Here is a 21,200-nt window from a genome sequence, read left to right on the forward strand (position 1 = left end):
AATGGCATTCCCGTATTCATTATTATATTACCAATTGGAGGGATAACGATGGGCATATATACACGAACAGGTGACGAAGGACAGACTTCGGTCATCGGTGGACGCGTCATCAAGGATGATGACCGAGTTGAGGCTTATGGCACGATTGATGAATTGAACTGTTTTGTAGGCCAGGCGATCAGCCTTATTGACTCTGCTCAAGGGGAATTTGAAGATCTGCGTGAACATCTGCTGGAAGTTCAGCAGGAACTGTTTGATTGCGGGTCGGATCTGGCCTTCGTGAAGATTAGTGAGACCAAATATAAGGTTAGAGATGAAATGGTCACACGTCTGGAACAATGGATTGACCAGTATGATGCAGAGAATCCAAAAGTGGAACGGTTCATTATTCCTGGTGGCAGTCAGCTGTCTTCTGCTCTTCATGTGTGCCGTACTGTATGTCGTCGCGCAGAGCGTCGCACGGTAACACTCGGACAACATACGGACATTAACCCGTCTGTACGACGTTACTTAAACCGACTGTCTGATTACTTCTTCGTGGTTGCACGGACAGCCAATGCGAGACAACAGGTGGCGGATATTGAATATGTGCGGAGCAAAAAAGTCTTCCGCCGCAAAGAATGAGCCTATACTACTCGCCGATTGTTTACACGGTGACCGAACAAGAAGATGGCTGGCTGCTGAAGACCGTGCTTCAGCGGCGGCTGCTGGTGTCGCGTAAGCTTTTATCCAAAATCAAGCTGACGGAGCAAGGTGTCATGTTAAATGGAGAGCGTGTATACATTAGCGTCAAGGTAGCTGCGGGTGATGTCGTAGAAGTTCGGATGGAGCAAGAGGAATCGGATGATATTTTGCCTGAACCTATTCCCTTTACCGTTCTGTATGAAGATGAGCACTTGCTTATTGTCAACAAGGATGCGGGCATCATCGTTCATCCAACACATGGACATTACACAGGTACTTTGGCGAATGGGGTCGTTCATTACTGGAAATCCAAGGGCGAGCGATTCCGGTTCAGACCGATTCATCGACTTGATCAGGAAACGTCAGGTGTGCTGGCCATAGCCAAGAACCCTTATGTGCATCAGCATGTGTCTGAACAGATGATCGCGGGAACAGTGGATAAGAAATATATTGCCCTTGTACACGGTAGCCCTGTCCCGGAACAAGGCGCAGTGGATGGCCCGATTGACCGCGATCCTGAAGAGCCACACCGCCGAATCGTAACACCTGATGGTTACGCTGCAAGAACGCTGTACACAACCTTAACACATTGGGCAGAAGGTAGCGCCAGTGCGATAAGTCTCAAGCTGGAAAGTGGCAGAACCCATCAGATCAGGGTACATATGACGTCCATCGGCTGTCCATTAATTGGTGATCGCATGTACAAGACACTACCTGTGCACGAGATCGATGAGCAAACCATGGCTGTTCGTGAGGAACGGGATACCTGGATCGAACGGCAGGCATTACACGCTTGTGAATTGACGTTCGAACACCCAATTCTACAGGAACGCATAACGTTCCAAGCTCCTTTTCCAGCAGATATGGCCGCGTTGGAGCAGCGTTTGAATGATGAGGCAGCTCCCAGAGAAGAACTGTAGGAAGCTGCGACGGGGCTCTTGGTTCTGCACCCTATGTCGCATTCTCTTGCACGGCCCGTCCTGCTTGGGAGCAACAATGATTGGCTATTCCATGTGAGGGGGGCTTAATGCACCCGAACAACATGCCGTAGGCTAATCTTACGGTTTCATGGTTTAATGTATTGATGTTTACCAATTTCATGTTAAATATTTCAAGAATTCAAATCTCAAAAGCTTTTAAGGATATAAAAGCTGTAAGATTTTGACCCAAAAAATATAGCGAATGTGTGTTTTGATCTCATTCGCAAAAGTCAGTAAAATTACATGGCGATGGTATCGATTTGGAGCGACTTTTGGATTTGCGAAGCAAACCAAGGGAAGCGAGAAGTCGATACCGGAGCATTTGGAGGAACACAAATCAATGAGTAACTTAAAAGTATATCAATATGCCAAATGCGGCACATGCCGCAAAGCTGTAAAATGGCTTGAAGCTCAAGGACATGAGCTGGAGTTAATCCCTATTTTTGACACACCGCCATCAGAATCTGAACTAACAGAACTCATCCAAAAGAGTGGACTGGAAGTGAAAAAGTTCTTTAATACGAGTGGGGAAGTGTACAAAGAACAACAACTGAAGGACAAACTTCCGGGAATGTCAGCTGATGAACAGATTCGTTTATTGGCTTCCAATGGTCGTCTGATCAAACGTCCGATCGTTACGGATGGAGAAAAGGTGACGGTTGGATTCAAGGAAGAAACGTACGAGCAGGAATGGAATAACGCGTAAACGCGCTGAATATCAGCCTTGAATTGTTCAAAATTCAGGGCTTTTTTGGCTGATCGATGGTTGGCGGAACTATGCTATAATGATAGAATTAGTTCGATATTTTATTTGCTATAGAAATTGAACTAAACATTTACACGAAAATGGAGAGGACAGAAATAACCTGAAGAAGCGGAGCGTTCGCCTAAAAGCTTTCTGAAAGAAAGCTACTTCGGAAGCATATGCTATCCCCGGATTTTCCCTTTTGGAAAAGGGTATCAAAAAATCTGGGGATAACAGCGATCAGAAGGTTGTTCTGTCATCGGAATGGTAAGTGTAAATATACTTTAGTTTAATTTCTATAGAATCAGGACAGGAGAGAACAAATTCAAGTGAATCAACGTAATGAACCTACTTTGTTGCTGGTAGACGGTATGGCGGTGTTGTTCCGTGCTTTTTATGCGACATCTGCAAGCGGATATATCAGACGTACAAAGGCAGGATTGCCTACCAACGCAGTCTACGGATTTATCCGTTATTTCTGGGATGCGGTTCAGACTTTTGGGCCAAGTCATGTCGTATGTTGTTGGGATATGGGCGGTAAGACGTTCCGCGGTGAAGAATATGCAGCCTACAAAGGCAACCGGGCCGAAGCTCCGGATGATCTGATTCCCCAGTTTGCCCTGATTCGTGAAGTCATGGATAGCCTGGGTATTCCCAATATAGGTGCACAAGGATTCGAAGCCGACGATTGTATCGGGACGCTTGCGAAGTATTATACCGAAGAGACCGATATGAATGTTATGGTGCTGACTGGTGACCACGACATGTTGCAACTGATCAATGACCGCACGAGTATCATTATTATGAAAAAAGGCCATGGCAACTACATGGTGTACAACCCTGAAACGCTCATGGCAGAGAAACAACTGACACCTCGTCAAGTGATTGACATGAAGGGTCTGATGGGAGATGCCAGTGACAATTATCCCGGAGTACGGGGAATTGGTGAGAAAACAGCGTTGAAGCTTGTACAGGAATACGGCTCCATTGAAGGGATTTTGAGCAACATGGATAAACTGACCTCTTCGGTGCGTAACAAGATTGAGAATGATCTGGACATGCTTCATCTGTCCCGCAAACTGGCAGAGATTCATTGTGCTGTTCCGGTTGCCTGTGCGCTGGATATCTGTGAATTGCGTCTTGATCCGGATATGGTGATGGACAAGTTTGAACAACTTGAGATGAAGAGCCTTGGCTCTTGGATGGGAGTGGCAATAGGGTGAGCAACAAGCAGAACGTACGAACAGGCAAAAAGTGGTGGACAGGGGCTATGGCCCTCGTCCTGGCCTTGCCCGTAATTCTTTCGGGAGCAGTAAGTGCGCCACAGACAGTGGATGCCAAAGCAGCAATTAGTACCAAAGTACAGAAAGTAAAAGCAGCAGGACGTAATTTTACCGTGCAGACCGTTTCGATTCCAAAGGGAACACCGGTTACCGTGGGACTCGCGAAGAAGCAAGTTGGCCAGACGGCAACATTGCCATCGATTGTGAAAGCCTATGGTGCACAAGCAGCCATTAACGGAGCATTTTTTGAAGCATATAACGGAGCACCAGATCCATACGGTATGTTAATAGCAAATGGTAAGGTCATACATATTGGAAGATACGGAACATCAATTGGATTTAAGGAAGACGGCTCGGCGATCATGGATTCACTTCAGGTGAGTTTGACAGGTAAAGTAACGGATACAAAAGGTAAATCACGGAGTTGGTATGCAACCTTTATTAATCGAACACCTTCAGCGAACGCGAGCATAACAATGCTGTATACGCCTGAACGAGGTGCCACAGTCGGGTTCAAAGGTGGCACCGCGGTTGTCATGGAGAAAGGTATTGTGACCAAAAAAGTGCCCAATACAAATGTAGCGATTCCTAAGAATGGCTCGGTATTGGTCTTCACAGGTAATCAGAAGTCTTCTTCGGATCGTTTCACCGTTGGTTCGACCGTAGAAATGAATTATAAGTATACGAACGCAGCAGGCAAAGAGATCCCTTGGCAAGATGTAGTGACTGCTGTTGGGGCAGGACCACGTCTGGTGAAAGACGGCAAGGTAGCTGTAAATCCGACGAGCGAAGGTTTCAAGGATGCCAAGATTCTTAATGCTTCCGGAGCCAGAAGTGGTATTGCAATCATGGCGGACGGTTCTGTTATGCTGGCTACCGTTTCCGGAGCAACAATCAAGGAGTGGGCAGCGGTGATGCAGAAGCTTGGTGCCAAACAGGCAATGAATCTGGATGGCGGTGCTTCCTCGGGTATGTATGCCGGGGGCAAAATGCTGACTTCTCCAGGTAGGCTTTTGAGTAATACACTCGTATTTGGCGGCTCTGTGCGTTAAAAGAAAGTGATTATGGGAGGTATGACGCAAATGACACTCACATCTGATCGAAAGCCAGGGGAGGGCAATACAGCTGTTCTGGCCATTAATGTAGGCCTGCCGCAGCCGCTCCCTGGGCAGAAGCGTGAAGTGCTGAGCGGCATTGTGAAACATCCTGTATCCGACGTGGTTTTCCTGTCATTCACTGGAATGACAGGGGACGCGCAGGCGGATCTGGTGCATCATGGCGGCCCTGACAAAGCCGTTTGTGTATACGATTACAGTCGTTATCCGGCGCTGGAACAACTGATGAATCGCAAGTTGGATTGGGGAGCTTGTGGAGAAAATCTGACGGTTGAAGGCTGTGCCGAAGAAGACGTACGGATTGGTGATGTGTACGAGTTGGGCGAAGCCACAGTGCAGGTCAGTCAGCCCAGACAACCTTGCTTCAAGCTGGGTGCGAGGTATGACTATAAGGAGCTGCCTGTTTATTTTCAGGAGAGTGGATATACCGGCTTTTACTTTCGTGTACTGCAAGAAGGTGAGGTAGGGCCTTCATCGATATTTCGACGGATCAGCACCGATCCAACATCAATGACGGTTCTTGAAGCCAATCGAATTATGCATCAGGGGAAAGAAAATGTCGATGGTATCCAGGCGTTGCTGGCCATTCCTGCGCTGTCAGACAGCTGGAGGCAAACGTTAATGAAACGATTGTCCAAGCTGGAGAACAAGTAGCAGGGTAATTATAGTGTCATCAAGTAAAATAATCCGAATTCCTTTTTTAAACTAACTTGGGAGTGTGACTAACATGACGATCTTAGGCGCAATTGAAGCAGGCGGAACCAAATTTGTATGTGGTATTGGCACAGAAAACGGAGAAGTTCTGGAACGCGTAAGTTTTCCAACAACAACACCGGAAGAGACCATGGCTCAAGTGATTTCATTTTTTGAAGGCAAAGGCATTGAAGCTCTGGGTGTAGGTTCATTTGGTCCGATTGATCCGATTGAAGGAAGCCCAACATATGGTTATATCACAACAACACCAAAACCACATTGGGGACAGTATAACGTGATTGGCAAGCTCAAGGAGCATTTTGATGTGCCGATGACATTTGATACCGATGTGAATGGTGCGGCACTTGGAGAAGCAACCTGGGGCGCTGCACAAGGTCTTGAGAGCTGTCTGTACATCACTGTGGGTACAGGTATTGGTGCAGGTGCTGTGGTTGGCGGTAAAATGGTCCATGGATTGTCACATCCAGAGATGGGACATATCATTGTACGCAGACATCCGGAGGATACATACGAGGGTTTCTGTCCGTATCATGGTGACTGCCTCGAAGGCCTTGCAGCAGGACCGGCCATTAACAAACGTTGGGAGCAACCGGCTTATGAACTGCCGACAGATCATAAAGCTTGGGAGATCGAAGCACATTACCTGGCACATGCACTGATGAACTATGTTCTGATTCTCTCTCCGCAGAAAATCGTCATGGGTGGCGGAGTAATGAAGCAGGAGCATCTCTTCCCGATGGTGCGTAGCAAACTGCAGGAGTTGCTGGCTGGATACGTTCAGCATCCTGCACTTCAATCCGACATTGACCAGTATGTTGTTTCACCAGGACTTGGTGACAATGCGGGTCTGTGTGGTTCGCTGGCGCTTGCCAAGTTGGCATTGAATAAGTAGTTCATTAAGGGATTGACGAATTTTACCATTGTGGTATGATATGGGCAACAGCATAGTACGGTTAATGAGGAAGCACCTCTCTTGCATGGATTTTGCAGGAGAGGTGTTTTTTGTGCTGCCTGCAGGTAGCGTAACTAACCCGTATAGGCTGAAATGTTAAAGGGAGGGAACGGAAAATGGAAGTCATTTTCATGAACAGATTGTCCAGAATGTCAGATCAGAATGCAGAGTATGCACAGCTATGGATTGGGGAAGAGGAAGATAGTTGGCAGCTGGGTTGGAGTCGCTACGAGGAAGGAGAGCGTGAGGACAGCATCTGGTATGAAGGGACTTCTTGGGAGGAGCTGCTTCATATTTACCGTCATCAGCTTGCCATACAGATGAGTGAGGGGTACCGACCGCAGTTGCAGGGGTTATTTCATGAGAATGATGATCTGAAATCACGCAGTTATGGTGGACAGCGGCTCCATTGTTACAGTGAGTTATACGGCAATGAGCAATTATATACGGATCTGTGCACATGGCGCAGGAAGAGAGCTGTGTCTGACCGGAAGGCACCGTATTTTATTGCAACGAATCGTCTGCTGCGTTTGATCAGTGCTTTTGTTCCGCAATCGCTGGATGAACTGATGCAACTGCCGGGCGTAGGAGAGAGCAAAGCGACTGAGTATGGTACGGAATGGATGGAGATTACAAACGGGTTGGAGCGTTCAACGACATTCCCGCTGGACTGGGTATACACGGCGCTGAAGGAAGAAGAGTATGAGAGTTGGTTATACAAGCAGAGAGAGCAGAAGTACAAGCAGGAACTTGATAAGTTCACCACGCGTAAGCAGGTGCTTGAAGGCATGAAGGAAGGGTATACATTAGAGGAGATTGTTAATCGATCCGGATTATCCCGACGCGAGTTGGTTGAGTTGTTAGAGGCACTGGATCATGAAGGTTATGACACCGATTGTCTTCTTGATGTGGAGCTGGCAGTGATGCCAGAGAACGAACAAGAGGCCGTATGGAGTGCGTATGAGGAGCTGGGAGATACGTTCCTGAAGCCAGTATTACATAAGGTGTATGGAGGAGAGAAACCCGATGGAGGGAGTCTGGAGCAGGTCTATGAAAGACTTCGCATGATTCGAATCCGCTTTCGTCGGCACGCAGAGACAGAGAAGCAAGTTGGTTAATGATTAGAAATGAAAAAAAGACGAGGCGTTTCTCCAAGAGGAGCGCTTCGTCTTTGTTATTTCATACGGGTTCATACCCAGTCTTTCTTGCGGAAAATGAAGAACATGCTTAGGCCCAGAGTAACCATCAGGCCAATCACAACAAAATAGCTGTATTTCCAGTTAAGCTCTGGCATATTCGTAAAGTTCATGCCGTATATACCGGTAATGACCGTCAGCGGCATGAAGACCGTGGTAATGGCGGTAAATACACGCATGATCTCATTCGCCCGGTTCGCAATACTGGATTGGTAGGCTTCTCGCAAGTTGCCCATCAGGTCGCGATAAGTCTCAAAGGTTTCAGATATTTTTACAGCATTCTCATAGATGTCACTGAAATACTTTTGCAGTTGATCATCGATGAGACGCAGATCTTTTTTGTTCAGGGTGTTAATGACCTCTTTCTGAGGTCCGAGCACTTTCTTCAGCCACAGAATCTCACTGCGCAGCCCGATGATTTCATTCAGATGTGACTTTTTGGTGTGCATCAGAATGTCTTCCTCAAGCTTCTCGATCCGTGCTTCAATTCGGTCACCTACGGTGAAATAATTATCAACAATCAAGTCAACCAGCAAATACAGCAGACGATCCGGTGTACTGATTTCCTGTTCCCACAGGATTGGTTTCAGTGTACGCAATTCGCTGACCTTTTGCTTTGTAACACTAATAATGAAATGTCTGCCGAGGAACAAGTTCACCGCACGTAGAAATATTTCTTCATCATCGAAACGGATACTATTAATTACAATAAAATAATGGTTCTCATAAATTTCAATCTTCGGACGTTGTTCTTCGTCACTGAGACAGTCTTCCACAGCCAGATCATGCATCAAGAACAGCGGCTGAAGTACCGCCAAATCGTCTACGTCTGCATCAATCCAGTAAAATCCTTCCGCTGGTGGAGTCAGCGCCTGCTGAATGTCGTCCACCGGAATAAATACACCGTTGTTTACCAACCGGATTTTCATCGTCAATCTACTCCTTCTGCACCCGCCAACTTGGCGGATATTATCATTATGGGCGCAAAAAGAACAAATCAGCCGGTCGGCAGCGGAGCCTGGAGATCAGGGCTGCGTTCACTATATAATCAAACGGAAGTCACGTCCCGCTGCCGGCATGCTGATGTCAATTCTCTATGCAGTTTGTCGGAATTCGGCTGCCAGTCAGGCCTCGGGTCGCCATCCATTTAATATGTCACCTCTCACATAAGGGTTTATAACACCTTGTTTAGTATACCGCTGGTACAAGGTGCTTTCAAGCGCAAAAATGTGTCTATTTCGCGCCCTGAGGCAGTGTATGACAACGGATGATGAACGGTTCCGATCTGGGAAGCAGACATCGAACTGCATCTTGACGTGAGGGCATTAATGTAATAAAGTAGACGGTGAACCATATCTAATTACAATCTAATACAGCGAAATCTTATCAAGAGTAGGTGGAGGGACTGGCCCGATGAAACCCGGCAACCGGCGGTATACCGCACGGTGCTAATTCTTGCAGCGACTAAGTGTCAAGTGGCACTGTTGTAACTGAGAGATGAGAGAGGCGCATATCTTTTTTACATATGACCTTTCTCGAAATCCGAGGAAGGTCTTTGTTATATGCCCCGACTTCTCAGCAGTGATTTTCGCTAAGGAACTTGAGGTTGTTTGTAACGTTGGATGAAAGAGCAATTCAATGTTTTTACAAGCTCAAGGCAGTCTATACCTGTATTGATGTGAAGACATCAAGCCAGGGGTGGCTGCATCTATCTATGCAAAAGGAGGAGTTAGACTTACTATGCCAATCAAAATACCCGATACTCTACCAGCAAAAGAAGTACTTGAAGGAGAGAATATCTTCGTCATGGATGAAACTTCTGCATATCAGCAGGATATTCGTCCACTCCGTATCGCTATATTAAACCTGATGCCCACAAAGGAAACGACCGAAACACAATTGCTTCGTCTGGTGGGAAACACGCCTATTCAGGTGGATGTCGTTCTCGTACATCCCAAATCCCATACGTCGAAGAATACGTCTCAGGAGTATTTGGATCTGTTCTATAAAACCTTTGATGAGATTGAGCACCGTCGTTTCGATGGAATGATCATTACGGGTGCCCCGGTGGAACAGATGGATTTCGAAGACGTGAACTATTGGAATGAAATCCAGGAGATCTTTGAATGGACCAAAACTAATGTGACTTCAACCCTCCACATATGTTGGGCTTCCCAGGCAGGTTTATACCATCATTTTGACGTACCTAAGGTTGCACTGGATGAAAAGTGTTTTGGCGTTTTCCCGCATACCATCAATAAACCACATGTTCCGTTGTTGCGTGGATTCGATGAAGTATTCAACGTTCCACATTCCCGTCATACGGAAGTGAGACGCGAAGATATTGAAAAGAATGAGAATTTAGAGATTTTGGCTGAATCCGAGGAAGCGGGGATCTTCCTGGTTGCTACCAAAGACGGCAAACAGATTTTTGCCACAGGACATGCCGAGTATGACCCGTTCTCATTAAAGTGGGAGTATGACAGGGATACAGCCAAAGGGTTGGATATCGCATTGCCTAGACATTATTATCCGAATGACGATCCTTCCCGTGTGCCACCGGCTACTTGGCGCGCTCATGCCAACTTATTATTCTCTAACTGGCTCAATTACTATGTGTATCAAGAAACACCTTACGATATTGGCCCGCAAATCTAATCGAGATTACAGGAGGATGCAGCAATGGAAGACAACAACAAGTTGAAAATCGAAAGCCGCTTAGCACAAATTGGGTCCATCAATGAACCGGTAACAGGCGCCATTAACTTTCCGATCTATCAATCCACTGCGTTTCGCCACCCGAAGCTTGGACAAAGCACGGGGTTTGATTATATTCGTACAACTAATCCAACCCGTAAAGTGTTGGAAGAAGCGGCTGCAGCGCTGGAGTCCGGTGATGCAGGGTTTGCCTGTAGCTCGGGTATGGCCGCACTGCAAACGATTTTTGCCATGTTTGGTCAAGGGGATCATCTGATTGTATCGCTGGATCTGTATGGTGGAACCTATCGTCTGCTTGAACGCATCTTGTCCCGTTTCGGCGTAACTGCAAGTTATGTGGACACAAATGACCTTGCAGCATTGGAGAAGGTTCGTCAGCCGAATACCAAAGCTGTATTCATTGAGACACCAACCAATCCACTGATGATGATCACCGATGTGGAAGCCGTTGCTTCCTGGGCGAAAAGTTACAACCTGTTGACCATTGTTGACAACACGTTGTTGACTCCATTTTTCCAACGTCCGATTGAACTCGGTGCCGATATCATCATTCATAGCGCTACCAAATATCTGGGCGGACACAATGATGTGCTGGCCGGACTAATTATAACCAAGGGTGAGGCATTATCTGCAGAGATGGCATTCCTGCATAATTCCATTGGAGCGGTATTGTCACCAAGTGACTCCTACCAGTTGATGAAAGGTATGAAAACGCTGGCTCTTCGCATGGAGCGTCATGAATACAATGCGCTTACCATTGCCAAATATTTGCTTGAGCATCCAGCGGTGGGTGAAGTGTACCATCCAGGCCTGTCGGATCATCCGGGGTATGAGGTGCAGAATAAACAATCCACGGGTAACACAGGTATCTTCTCTTTCAAAGTGAAGGATGCACGTTATGTTGAACCATTGCTGCGTCATATCAAACTGATTGCTTTTGCCGAAAGTCTCGGTGGAGTGGAATCCCTCATGACCTACCCAGCGGTACAAACGCATGCGGATATTCCGCTTGAAATTCGTGATGCTGTAGGTGTGGATGATCGACTGCTCCGGTTCTCCGTAGGCATTGAACATGCGGATGATCTGATTGCAGATCTTGGCAATGCTCTTACTGCTGCACAACAGGAAGTTGAAGGAGGCGTGCACTCATGAGTGAGTCCAACAACAAGCCGAATTCCGAGTTGAAATTTGATACCAAATTGCTTCATTTTGGTGATGAGATCGACAAAACAACTGGAGCCTCCAGTGTACCAATCTATCAAGCTTCAACCTTCCATCATTTTGATATCTTCAATCCGCCTCAACATGATTACAGTCGTTCGGGTAATCCGACACGCCAGGCTTTGGAAGATTACATCACACTGCTGGAGGGCGGAGCACGGGGATTCGCCTATTCATCGGGAATGGCGGCGATCTCCAGCGTGTTCATGATGTTCTCCGCAGGAGATCACATGATTGTAACGGAAGATGTATATGGAGGAACGTATCGTTTGCTTACTTCCATATTAAGCCGTATGCAGATCGAGACAACCTTTGTAGACATGACCAATATAGATGAAGTAAAAGCGGCACTCAAGCCAAACACCAAGGCAGTTTATATGGAAACACCGTCCAACCCTACACTGCGAATTACGGATATCGCTGCTGTAACTGACTGGTCGAAGGAACATGACCTGATCACGATTCTGGATAACACCTTTATGACTCCGTACTATCAGCGTCCAATTGAGCTTGGTGTGGACATCGTCGTACATAGTGCTACGAAGTTTCTCGGAGGTCATAGTGATGTACTGGCAGGGTTAGCCGTTGCTCGCACGGAATCACTTGGCGTACAACTGAAACAGTTACAAAATGGACTTGGAACTGTACTCGGGGCACAAGAATCCTGGCTTCTGATGCGCGGGATGAAAACCTTGGGGGCTCGCATGGCTCATAGTGAACGGAGCACAGCTAAACTTGCGGCATGGCTTAATGAGCGTAGTGATATTACCGCTGTCTTTTATCCTGGACTGGAGGATCATCCGGGCCGTGAGGCACATGAGCGCCAGTCCACAGGATATGGAGCTGTCGTTTCATTTGACGTCGGTTCAGGCGATCGCGCAAAAGCAGTTCTTAACCGGGTGAAGCTACCCATTGTTGCTGTAAGCTTGGGAGCTGTGGAGAGTATTCTGTCCTACCCAGCCATGATGTCTCATGCGGCAATGCCAGCTGAGGTTCGCCGTGACCGTGGCATTACAGACGGGTTGCTGCGCTTCTCCGTAGGTCTGGAAGATATCGAAGATCTCATTGTAGATTTGGAGCAAGCACTTCAGGAATCCTAGCAAAAGAGGATGCCCGAATACGCCGACCCGTATCACTTAAGTTCGAATAAATTCCATTCCATATGTAAAAATTTTTACTTATTTTTAAAGCACCTGAACATAAGGTGCTTTTTTTCACATGTAACCTGTGTTACGATATGTGGAGTACAGAAATACGATGTTGCCACCAGAACTTGCTTCTCTTGAACAAGTTGGGACGGATCGTTATATAATTTCTCTTCATGAGGGAGGCTTTTTTACGATGAGTACGGTAGACCGTATCTTAGATAAAGCCCTTCGGGGCGAACGTTTGGACTTGGAAGACACGATTCAGCTATTTGAATCCAATGAAGTGGACAAAATCGGGGCAGCTGCTAATGTCATCATGAAACGCATGCACCCTGAACCATACAGAACATTTGTAATTGGGCGTAACGTCAACTACACAAACGTGTGTGATGTGTACTGCCGTTTTTGTGCTTTCTACCGCAGACCTGGTTCGGATGAAGGTTATGTGCTTCCGGACGAAGTTATTTTCCAGAAGATTCAGGAAACGGAAGATGTGAATGGTACCGAGATTTTGATGCAAGGTGGAACGAATCCAAACTTGCCTTTCAGCTATTATACAGACCTGTTGAAAGCCATCAAAGAGCGTTTCCCAAACATCACGATGCACTCTTTCTCCCCAGCGGAGATTATGAAAATGGTTGAAGTATCCGATGGCCTTACATTGGAAGAGGTTGTTCGTGCCATTCACGAAGCTGGACTGGATTCCTTGCCTGGTGGCGGCGCTGAAATTCTGGATGACCGCACACGTCGGAAGATTAGCCGTTTGAAAGGTTCATGGCGTGATTGGATGGACGTTATGCAAACTGCACACCGCATCGGTATGAACACCACGGCAACAATGGTTATCGGCCTTGGTGAATCGATGGAAGAGCGTGCATTGCACTTGCTCCGTGTACGTGAAGCTCAGGACGAATGTATTGCGAACAAGTATGATTCCGAAGGTTTCTTGGCGTTCATTCCGTGGACTTTCCAGCCAGACAATACCAACCTTAAGCTGGAGCGTCAGACTCCGGAAGAGTACTTGAAGACTGTAGCCATCAGCCGCCTGGTGCTGGATAATATCAAGAACATTCAATCCTCTTGGGTAACGATGGGTCCTGAGATTGGTAAGAAGTCGCTTGAATTTGGCTGCAATGACTTCGGTAGCACCATGATTGAAGAGAACGTTGTATCTGCTGCTGGTGCAACATATAAAGTTAACATTGAATCCATTCTGCGTTTGATTCGGGAGTCCGGTTATATTCCGGCACAACGTAACACGCGATATGACATCGTGCGCATGTTCGACGAAGAGAATTCCGTGCATGAAGATTTCGTAATGCAGAACTAATCCTGATTATTTGAATACTACTCCCATAAATGCTGATCGTTAGATAAGTATTTATGAAACCAAGCCCGCTGACTACTCCGTTTGGAGAGACGGCGGGCTTTTTGATTTCTTTCTGTGGTTCGAGGTCATCAAACAGTACATGTTACGCAATTGGCGATATTTTATATTGAAATTGAACTGTTACAATGAAAGGGAACTTGTGTAGTCAGACACGCTGGAAGGGGTAAACCAATGAAGAGAAGAATACTTGGCAAGACGGAACTGGACGTACCTGTATTGAGTTTTGGAGCATCCTCTCTCGGTTCTGTATTTCGTGACATTGACCGGGACGAAGGGATCCGCACTGTACATGAGGCCGTAGATGCGGGGATGAATTACATAGACGTTTCGCCTTACTACGGACTGACAAAGGCAGAGACGGTGTTGGGTGAAGCCATCCGTAGCTTGCCGCGTAGTTCATATATGTTATCAACCAAAGCCGGACGGTATGGGGAAAATGAGTTTGATTTTTCACGTCAGCGGATTCTGGATAGCGTGCAAGAGAGCCTGGATCGACTGCATACAGACTATATCGACATTCTGTTTCTGCATGATATTGAATTTGTGCCAGCAGAGATTATTATCGAAGAAGCTTTTCCAACATTGCTACGTCTGAAAGAGCAGGGAGTTATTCGTCATGCGGGCATTTGTGGATTGCCCTTGCCGTTGTTCGAGAAGGTTCTGCCACAGATCGATGCCGATGCGATCATCTCGTATTGTCATTATTCATTAAATGATACTTCATTGTTATCGCTGTTACCGCTGTTGGAAAAAAAAGAAATTGGCCTTGTGAATGCTTCGCCTCTTTCTATGGGCTTGTTGAGTACCCGAGGGGCTCCTGCCTGGCATCCGGCAGACAATCGGGTGAAAGAGCTCTGCCTGAAGGCTGCCCGCTTCTGTGCAGAACAAGGCAGTGACATTGCCAAGCTGGCCGTGCAATTCTCCACGTTGAATGAACGAATTCCGACAACACTGGTGAGCAGTGCCAACCAGCGTAATATCGTTAATAACGCAGCCTGGATAGAGGAACCGATAGATCAGGATCTGCTGGATGAAGTGCTGCGCATTCTGGCTCCATTGCATAACGAGACGTGGTCAAGCGGACGTCCTGAATATAATAATACAAAGCATAACAACATGACATCAGAAGCGTCTAAGGGGGAACAAGGATGAGAGCCATTGTATGTGAACAAATAGACCGTTTGGAGCTGCAAGATCTGCCTCAACCGGAACGAGCAGAAGGGGAGGCATTGGTTGCCATTCGACGAATTGGGATCTGTGGAACGGATCTGCATGCGTACAAAGGCAATCAGCCATTCTTTACCTACCCTCGCGTACTCGGTCATGAACTGGCGGCTGTTATTGAAGAGATCGGTCCGAACGAGGCTGGGTTACAGCCTGGGGATCAGGTAAGTATTATTCCGTATCTGCATTGCGGTCATTGTATTGCATGTCGCAGTGGAAAAACCAATTGTTGTGCGTCCATGCAAGTCATGGGTGTGCACGTAGACGGAGGCATGAGAGAAAAAATCAGCGTGCCTGTCTCACATCTGCTCTCAGCAGAAGGTTTGACACTGGATGAGACAGCAATGGTTGAACCATTGAGCATTGGAGCCCATGCAGTCAGAAGAGTAGGAATTAAACCTGGTGAGCATGTGGTTGTGATTGGAGCTGGCCCCATTGGATTGGGTGTGATGGCATTCGCTAAACAGGCGGGGGCGCGTGTTATTGCCGTTGATCGTAATCTGGACAGGCTGGAGCTTAGCCGGACTTGGGCTGGAGCGGATGACCTGGTACAGGCGAATGAACATACTGTACAACAAGTGGCTGAAATCACGGGAGGCGACTATGCTACAGCTGTCTTCGATGCAACAGGTAACGTGAATTCCATGAATGAGGCCATTCAATATGTTGCGCATAGTGGTCAACTCATTTTTGTAGGACTGGTGAAAGCGGATATTACCTTTCATGATCCTGAGTTTCACAAGCGGGAAATGAGTATCCTGGGCAGTCGAAACGCAACCCGTGAAGATTTTGAACAGGTCCTGTCCACCTTGCGTCAAAAGAAATTAAGTATGGATGGGTATATCACACACCGAGTGGAATTTGATGAGTTACCTACTGCAATAGACCAATGGCTATTGCCAGATTCACATGTAGTCAAAGCCATCGTTGAACTATAATATCAATTAATTATAAAAACAGAAAAAACGCTCTCTAACCTTGTTGGACAATACTGTCCATCCATAGGGTAAGAGAGCGTTTTTTTATTTTTCCGGATTTGTCACAATACCCGCATGTGGATCAATGTGACGCACAATGGACTTCAACCAGATCATCTCCAGCACATGTACCTCATAATAAAGTGCACCCGGGATTTGCCTGATCCATCCTTCCGCCATTGCGAGTTGTGTTGAGTCAGAAGTGGCTTCCAGCGTTCCAGGTTCACGGCGCAGCCGTTTGCGTACAGCTTTTTCAACTTGAGAGCTTTGTGTGGTCAAAATGCATACTTTGCGTTTGGAAGAGAAACCCCTGAACGCAATGTAGACCATTTCATAAGCAATAAGATAGGCGATTACGGAATACATCGCTTGGTCCCAACCAAAGACAACACCAGCAGCTGTCAGTATCAACAAATTAAGCAGCATGATTATTTTTTCGATAAGCATCCGTTTTCCGCTAAATACATGTTCAGGTGGGCGGGAAGACGGATCACCGATTTCCAGCGTATCCAGTGTCCCACCATACCGCACGACGAGCCCAATTCCGAGTCCGAGGCATAATCCGCCAAACATGGCGGCAGCCAGCGGATGCTCTACAAGTGGCGGCATGGGATGAAGCACAATGGCACCGATCGAAAAGACAACCAGACCCAGAACAGTAACCAGTACAAATTTCTTCTGCACAATCTTGTAGGACAGAAATATAAACGGAACATTGAATAAAAATAGGAATAATCCAATTCTCATTTCGGTCCAGTGGGCGAACAGGGAGGAAATGCCTGTAATGCCTCCAATAATGATCTTATTGGGGTGTAAGAACAATTCAAGTCCCACGGAGGCCAGAATTCCACCGACAATCACAAGTAACAGGTTTAACCAGCGGCGGGAAGACGAGATTCTGGTCTTGGCGGTGTTTGGCACCGGATTAGCCGATATCAGAGGTGCTTTCATAGGTCATCCTCCTTAGTGCGGCTTTCGAGCCATCCCCCTGGGTTAGTCACAGAAAGATCGGCGTAGAGCCGCGAAGTACGATAGTATGTCTGTTCTGCACAGACATAGGGATTATCCTTCTTTCTGCAGAACCTTCGGTTCTTCTTTCTTTTTCCGAGGATCTTTGAACTTAAATATTTTATCCAATAAACGGAATACATGTTTGGACTCTTTGGTTAATAAAGGACCCAGAATGGCCAGAATTAGGACATACAGTGCGGCAAACGGTTGAATCATTGGCAGCAGTCCTCCTGCTTTACCCATGTTGGCCAAGATGATGGAGAATTCACCCCGTGACACAATGGTTAATCCAATATTCGCCGATGCTTTGGGTGATAGTCCTGCACTGCGTCCGGCCATCATACCTGCCAGGAAGTTACCGAACAATGTAATAACAACTGCAATCAGAGCTAACCATACGGCTTCGCCCCCCAAGGACAACGGATCAATGGACAATCCAAAGCTGAAGAAGAAGATGGCTCCGAAGAAGTCACGGAACGGCAGAATCAAGTGCTCAATCCGCTTCGCGTGTTCTGTTTCAGCAAGCACCAGTCCAACCAGTAATGCACCAATCGCTTCGGCAACATGAATGGTTTCAGAGAAACCGGCTACCAGGAACAAGGCTCCAAATACAACGAGAGAGAATAGCTCATTCGATCGAATTTTAAGCAATTTGTTTAATAGTGGTGTTGCTTTGCGTCCAAGGATAATCACGATAAGCATGAATCCGAGGGCAATAAGTGCAGACATGATGACGCCTCCGATGGAGGATGAATCACTAAGCACAAGTCCGGACAAGATCGAGATATATACAGCGAGGAATACATCTTCGAACATAATAATACCGAGTATCATCTCTGTTTCCGGGTTGGCCGTTCGTTTCAAATCGACGAGTACCTTGGCCACGATGGCACTGGAAGAGATGGTAGTTATACCTGCGATAATAAGTGCTTCTGCAACGGGGAAACCGGACATAAATCCGAATATTAATCCCAGCGTAAAGTTAATCCCGATGTAGATCGAGCCGCCAACTGCAATAGAGCGACCCGATTTAATTAAACGACCTACCGAGAATTCAAGTCCAAGGTAGAAGAGAAGGAACAGGATACCGATCCGACCCATAAATTCAATAAAAGGCTGACTCTCAATAAAACGGAAGTCCAGATGCCAGATTTTCATGGCATGTGGCCCAACGGCCATCCCGATCAGAATATAAAACGGAACGACCGAAAATCTTAGTTTTGCCGATAAAAGGCCGGCTGCCGCAATGAGCACAAGGGCCAGACCTACTTCGAATATCAAATGATCCATCTATTTACCCCCTTCCAGTCAGGAGGAGGGATTTAAACAGTTTCTGCTGATTGCGTTCGCCAACGGCTACCACCGTGGATTCTGCACTGATAACTACCTCCGGACCTGGGCTGATATGTTTTTTGTGATTTTTCTCTACAACGGCGATAACCGTTGCCCCAGAGTTTTGACGCACGTCCAATTCACCGATGGATTTGCCGATACTCCCAAAGGAAGGTTCGATTTTGTACCACTCAATAATCAGGTCGTCAAACGTTACTTCAATATTTTCAAGCTGCTTTGGTTTGTAAGTTAATCCACCAACAATAGCAGCAATTTGTCGTGCTTCGTAATCGTCAAGTGTGATCATCGAGATGCTTTGATCGGGATCATCATACTCGAAGTGGTACATTTCCCGGCGACCGTCATCGTGAATAATAATGACAATTTTATCACCGCTGCTTGTTTCAATCTGAAATTTTTTGCCGATTCCCGGCAAGTCTGTTTCGCGTACATCCATGGATTGTTGCCTCCTTATAATTAGGGGCTGGCCACAGAAGACAGGCTTATTTCCCGAAAATGATAAATCTGCTGCTCAAAGGAACATCAAAAGATGCGGGTAAACAGAGCCAGAAATTCCTGACACAGCCATATGATTTGAATTTTTCGATGTGGGTACAACAAAAATAGGTACTGTCGTAAACATTGGTTTATCTAACGTGTGCTAAAAGGGTTATAAGTTATGCACAAGCGCACCGTCTTAAATACAGAGGTGTCTCCATGCAAAAGCAACCTGTAAATACGGTGTAACGGCTAGTGAAGAGCGTTCACGTATTTTGGCGCTATAGGGGTGAGGGATACATACATGCTGGTAAACTTAATAGGTAGCAGAAATAATCTGCGTTTAAACAGACAATACCACGGTTTAAAGGACAGACCCGTTGTAGGGATTCGCAGCATCAATAACAATGCGAGGACAAGAAAGACAGGCTTATTATGCGTAACCGCAATCAGCTTGGACATAACTTGTGGGTATTTGCGAATGACAGGTTTCTGCTGGGATTCGGGTATTTGCAACAGCACTTCCTTGTTGGAAGTTGCGTCAACAGACACCCCAACGGCAGATTCGGACTGCATCGGAATAGGGAAGCACAAGGCTTGGAAAACGCACAAAATGATAATGATAGTGTAGTGGAGTATTCTAGGTTGTTGTCTCATTTTGGCTTCCCTCCTTTTCCGTGAAACATACTGTTATTAAAATAATAACACATTTTTGTCTTAACTCCAAACCTCTTCATAATATACTGAGAAATCATGACACGCTTTCCATCAATCCGCTTCGTATATCCCCATCGGCCTTGCCATATACTTTGAACAGGAAGGAAAGGAGTGATTCTTGTGGAACTGTTTGCTGTATGGACCGATGTATCGGGGCAAGAGGAAGCGGACCAATTTTATCGTTGTGTCAAGGAAAAAACCAAAGGTTTACATATAAGTAAAAGAGGATTTCGGCTCACCTTCAAACATAATGATGGAAGAGCAATCTGGGTGTGCAGAGGGAATGAGAATCACGAAGACTTCCAGCAATGGCTTCCCCGGATCAGTGATCTGCTCTCCCTTGGACTCGCCGACTTCATTATGGAGACACAAGAACGGAACATGGTAGAGGATATGATTGCCAAGGCATGTTCTGTCATGGATGAGCATGAGGTGGAGAAGGTCAATCGAATCTGCATGCCCCTTCTATTAAATGGTGATCTGGATCAGCCGGGACTTCGGGAGCGCCGCCGTACTACATTAGCCAGTGGACTACGGCAGGATCTGGAGGATGTTCACTTTTTTCACCTTGAAGGCATTACCAACTTCCGCATACGGCCATATAAGCAGGAGCTTCAGGAATTAGTGGAGTATGCGCTGGATGAGTTCTGGATGGATCGGCAGTATGAAGAGTTTATGGGGCTGTTAAAATATTTTGTGTTTTTTCAAGAAGCCAAAGTACCTCTGGTCCATCTTGTACACAAGGGAATGCATGAATTTCAGGTGCTGGATGCTGGACTTAATCTGTTACCCGTACAAAAGGATGAACAGGTTGTTGTGGAAATGCCGGGTCTGGAACTGGAGATGGATATTGAAGATATGATTGTAAGTACACTCATCTCGATCTCTCCTGAGAAAGTCATGCTTCATACACGTACCCCGGATCTGCCAATCATCTCGACCATATGCCAGATCTTTGAAGACAAAGTGCAAATATGTCATCATTGCCCGGAATGCGAAGTGCTGCGCTCAGGATTGTTGACAGGTCTTGACGCAAGTGATCTCGGCAATTATAATAACTGTTGATCCATGAATTTTTCATGTGAACCATTGAACCAAAAGCGTTGACAAAGACAATGACCACACGATAGATCAGTGCAGAGAGAGGAACCTAGGCTGAAATTTCCTCCGGATATCACGTATGGTTTACCCCTTTGTAGCTGCAATTTTGAAAGTGGAGTTAGAATATCGCCTTTATTGGGGATTATCCGCGAGTAAGGATCTGCCGGGTCATGCCCGTTATCGTCATGCCAATG

20 protein-coding genes and 1 riboswitch are annotated in these 21,200 nt (G+C 46.5%); of the genes, 15 read left to right on the plus strand and 5 right to left on the minus strand.

Annotated elements, in window-relative coordinates; genetic code table 11:
* Positions 1–48 precede the first annotated feature (48 nt).
* The 8 genes from V6669_RS08855 to V6669_RS08890 all read left to right on the plus strand — a co-directional run bounded on the left by V6669_RS08855 (position 49) and on the right by V6669_RS08890 (position 7,591).
* Complete coding sequence (locus V6669_RS08855) at positions 49–624, plus strand: cob(I)yrinic acid a,c-diamide adenosyltransferase (RefSeq protein ID WP_036610088.1); 576 nt, start codon at positions 49–51, stop codon at positions 622–624.
* A complete protein-coding gene (locus V6669_RS08860) occupies positions 621–1,604 on the plus strand; it encodes an RluA family pseudouridine synthase (protein ID WP_338592952.1) in 984 nt (327 codons plus the stop codon). Before V6669_RS08855 ends, V6669_RS08860 begins: the two co-directional genes overlap by 4 nt.
* Before the next feature lie 400 nt (positions 1,605–2,004).
* Positions 2,005–2,370, plus strand: a complete 366-nt coding sequence (locus tag V6669_RS08865; RefSeq protein ID WP_338592954.1) for an arsenate reductase family protein — start codon at positions 2,005–2,007, stop codon at positions 2,368–2,370.
* Between the two features lie 368 nt (positions 2,371–2,738).
* Positions 2,739–3,632, plus strand: coding sequence for a 5'-3' exonuclease H3TH domain-containing protein (locus V6669_RS08870; RefSeq protein WP_338592956.1), 894 nt, complete (start codon positions 2,739–2,741; stop codon positions 3,630–3,632).
* Positions 3,629–4,744 carry a phosphodiester glycosidase family protein gene (locus V6669_RS08875; RefSeq protein ID WP_133384130.1) on the plus strand — a complete coding sequence of 372 codons (1,116 nt, stop codon included), beginning with the start codon at positions 3,629–3,631 and terminating at the stop codon, positions 4,742–4,744. Before V6669_RS08870 ends, V6669_RS08875 begins: the two co-directional genes overlap by 4 nt.
* Before the next feature lie 30 nt (positions 4,745–4,774).
* On the plus strand, positions 4,775–5,461 hold the full coding sequence (locus V6669_RS08880; protein ID WP_338592960.1) for an MOSC domain-containing protein: 687 nt from the start codon (positions 4,775–4,777) through the stop codon (positions 5,459–5,461).
* Positions 5,462–5,534: 73 nt separating this feature from the next.
* Entirely contained in the window at positions 5,535–6,413 is an 879-nt protein-coding gene (locus V6669_RS08885) for an ROK family protein (protein ID WP_338592962.1), read from the plus strand.
* Between the two features lie 176 nt (positions 6,414–6,589).
* Positions 6,590–7,591, plus strand: coding sequence for an HRDC domain-containing protein (locus V6669_RS08890; RefSeq protein WP_338592964.1), 1,002 nt, complete (start codon positions 6,590–6,592; stop codon positions 7,589–7,591).
* A gap of 71 nt (positions 7,592–7,662) precedes the next feature.
* Here the strand turns inward: V6669_RS08890 and corA are convergent, their stop codons facing one another.
* A complete protein-coding gene (gene corA / locus V6669_RS08895; protein ID WP_062833460.1) occupies positions 7,663–8,598 on the minus strand; it encodes a magnesium/cobalt transporter CorA in 936 nt (311 codons plus the stop codon).
* Between the two features lie 451 nt (positions 8,599–9,049).
* A riboswitch (SAM riboswitch) is annotated at positions 9,050–9,173 on the plus strand.
* A gap of 236 nt (positions 9,174–9,409) precedes the next feature.
* Between corA and metA the strand changes: the two genes are divergently transcribed.
* The 6 genes from metA to V6669_RS08925 all read left to right on the plus strand — a co-directional run bounded on the left by metA (position 9,410) and on the right by V6669_RS08925 (position 16,308).
* Positions 9,410–10,327, plus strand: a complete 918-nt coding sequence (metA, locus tag V6669_RS08900; protein WP_076209189.1) for a homoserine O-succinyltransferase — start codon at positions 9,410–9,412, stop codon at positions 10,325–10,327.
* 24 nt (positions 10,328–10,351) lie between these two features.
* Positions 10,352–11,539: a PLP-dependent transferase gene (locus V6669_RS08905; RefSeq protein WP_253432814.1), complete on the plus strand. Its 1,188-nt coding sequence runs from the start codon at positions 10,352–10,354 to the stop codon at positions 11,537–11,539.
* The gene (locus V6669_RS08910; RefSeq protein WP_036669808.1) at positions 11,536–12,708 is read left to right on the plus strand and encodes an aminotransferase class I/II-fold pyridoxal phosphate-dependent enzyme; all 1,173 of its coding nucleotides are present in this window, start codon (positions 11,536–11,538) and stop codon (positions 12,706–12,708) included. The genes V6669_RS08905 and V6669_RS08910 overlap by 4 nt, the downstream gene beginning before the upstream one ends.
* A gap of 241 nt (positions 12,709–12,949) precedes the next feature.
* Complete coding sequence (gene mqnC, locus V6669_RS08915; RefSeq protein WP_124113707.1) at positions 12,950–14,086, plus strand: cyclic dehypoxanthinyl futalosine synthase; 1,137 nt, start codon at positions 12,950–12,952, stop codon at positions 14,084–14,086.
* 231 nt (positions 14,087–14,317) lie between these two features.
* On the plus strand, positions 14,318–15,298 hold the full coding sequence (locus tag V6669_RS08920; protein ID WP_338592975.1) for an aldo/keto reductase: 981 nt from the start codon (positions 14,318–14,320) through the stop codon (positions 15,296–15,298).
* Positions 15,295–16,308 (plus strand): zinc-binding alcohol dehydrogenase family protein, encoded by a 1,014-nt coding sequence (locus V6669_RS08925; RefSeq protein WP_338592977.1) that lies wholly within the window; start codon positions 15,295–15,297, stop codon positions 16,306–16,308. Before V6669_RS08920 ends, V6669_RS08925 begins: the two co-directional genes overlap by 4 nt.
* A gap of 84 nt (positions 16,309–16,392) precedes the next feature.
* Here V6669_RS08925 and V6669_RS08930 read toward each other — a convergent pair whose 3' ends face one another.
* From V6669_RS08930 to V6669_RS08945, 4 genes are all read right to left on the minus strand, one after another.
* Positions 16,393–17,298 carry a YitT family protein gene (locus V6669_RS08930; protein ID WP_338592979.1) on the minus strand — a complete coding sequence of 302 codons (906 nt, stop codon included), beginning with the start codon at positions 17,296–17,298 and terminating at the stop codon, positions 16,393–16,395.
* Between the two features lie 111 nt (positions 17,299–17,409).
* Entirely contained in the window at positions 17,410–18,648 is a 1,239-nt protein-coding gene (locus V6669_RS08935) for a cation:proton antiporter (protein WP_076289901.1), read from the minus strand.
* 4 nt (positions 18,649–18,652) lie between these two features.
* On the minus strand, positions 18,653–19,147 hold the full coding sequence (locus V6669_RS08940) for a cation:proton antiporter regulatory subunit (protein WP_036610059.1): 495 nt from the start codon (positions 19,145–19,147) through the stop codon (positions 18,653–18,655).
* A gap of 293 nt (positions 19,148–19,440) precedes the next feature.
* Complete coding sequence (locus tag V6669_RS08945; RefSeq protein WP_338592986.1) at positions 19,441–19,845, minus strand: hypothetical protein; 405 nt, start codon at positions 19,843–19,845, stop codon at positions 19,441–19,443.
* Between the two features lie 180 nt (positions 19,846–20,025).
* On the opposite strand from V6669_RS08945, the gene V6669_RS08950 reads away from it, so the two are divergent.
* Positions 20,026–20,970 (plus strand): putative sporulation protein YtxC, encoded by a 945-nt coding sequence (locus V6669_RS08950; protein WP_338592988.1) that lies wholly within the window; start codon positions 20,026–20,028, stop codon positions 20,968–20,970.
* The last annotated feature ends 230 nt before the right edge of the window (positions 20,971–21,200 follow it).

Origin of the sequence: Paenibacillus sp. Y5S-9, from assembly GCF_036894235.1 — a bacterium.
GTDB lineage: Bacteria > Bacillota > Bacilli > Paenibacillales > Paenibacillaceae > Paenibacillus.

Bases quoted from the DNA above. Each gene is read 5' to 3' on its own strand.
- V6669_RS08945 (WP_338592986.1), bottom strand. From the start codon at position 19,845: ATGAGACAACAACCTAGAATACTCCACTACACTATCATTATCATTTTG.
- V6669_RS08855 (WP_036610088.1), top strand. From the start codon at position 49: ATGGGCATATATACACGAACAGGTGACGAAGGACAGACTTCGGTCATC.
- metA (WP_076209189.1), top strand. From the start codon at position 9,410: ATGCCAATCAAAATACCCGATACTCTACCAGCAAAAGAAGTACTTGAA.
- V6669_RS08910 (WP_036669808.1), top strand. From the start codon at position 11,536: ATGAGTGAGTCCAACAACAAGCCGAATTCCGAGTTGAAATTTGATACC.
- V6669_RS08920 (WP_338592975.1), top strand. From the start codon at position 14,318: ATGAAGAGAAGAATACTTGGCAAGACGGAACTGGACGTACCTGTATTG.
- V6669_RS08865 (WP_338592954.1), top strand. From the start codon at position 2,005: ATGAGTAACTTAAAAGTATATCAATATGCCAAATGCGGCACATGCCGC.
- corA (WP_062833460.1), bottom strand. From the start codon at position 8,598: ATGAAAATCCGGTTGGTAAACAACGGTGTATTTATTCCGGTGGACGAC.
- V6669_RS08905 (WP_253432814.1), top strand. From the start codon at position 10,352: ATGGAAGACAACAACAAGTTGAAAATCGAAAGCCGCTTAGCACAAATT.
- V6669_RS08860 (WP_338592952.1), top strand. From the start codon at position 621: ATGAGCCTATACTACTCGCCGATTGTTTACACGGTGACCGAACAAGAA.
- V6669_RS08890 (WP_338592964.1), top strand. From the start codon at position 6,590: ATGGAAGTCATTTTCATGAACAGATTGTCCAGAATGTCAGATCAGAAT.
- mqnC (WP_124113707.1), top strand. From the start codon at position 12,950: ATGAGTACGGTAGACCGTATCTTAGATAAAGCCCTTCGGGGCGAACGT.
- V6669_RS08940 (WP_036610059.1), bottom strand. From the start codon at position 19,147: ATGGATGTACGCGAAACAGACTTGCCGGGAATCGGCAAAAAATTTCAG.
- V6669_RS08930 (WP_338592979.1), bottom strand. From the start codon at position 17,298: ATGAAAGCACCTCTGATATCGGCTAATCCGGTGCCAAACACCGCCAAG.
- V6669_RS08880 (WP_338592960.1), top strand. From the start codon at position 4,775: ATGACACTCACATCTGATCGAAAGCCAGGGGAGGGCAATACAGCTGTT.
- V6669_RS08935 (WP_076289901.1), bottom strand. From the start codon at position 18,648: ATGGATCATTTGATATTCGAAGTAGGTCTGGCCCTTGTGCTCATTGCG.
- V6669_RS08925 (WP_338592977.1), top strand. From the start codon at position 15,295: ATGAGAGCCATTGTATGTGAACAAATAGACCGTTTGGAGCTGCAAGAT.
- V6669_RS08885 (WP_338592962.1), top strand. From the start codon at position 5,535: ATGACGATCTTAGGCGCAATTGAAGCAGGCGGAACCAAATTTGTATGT.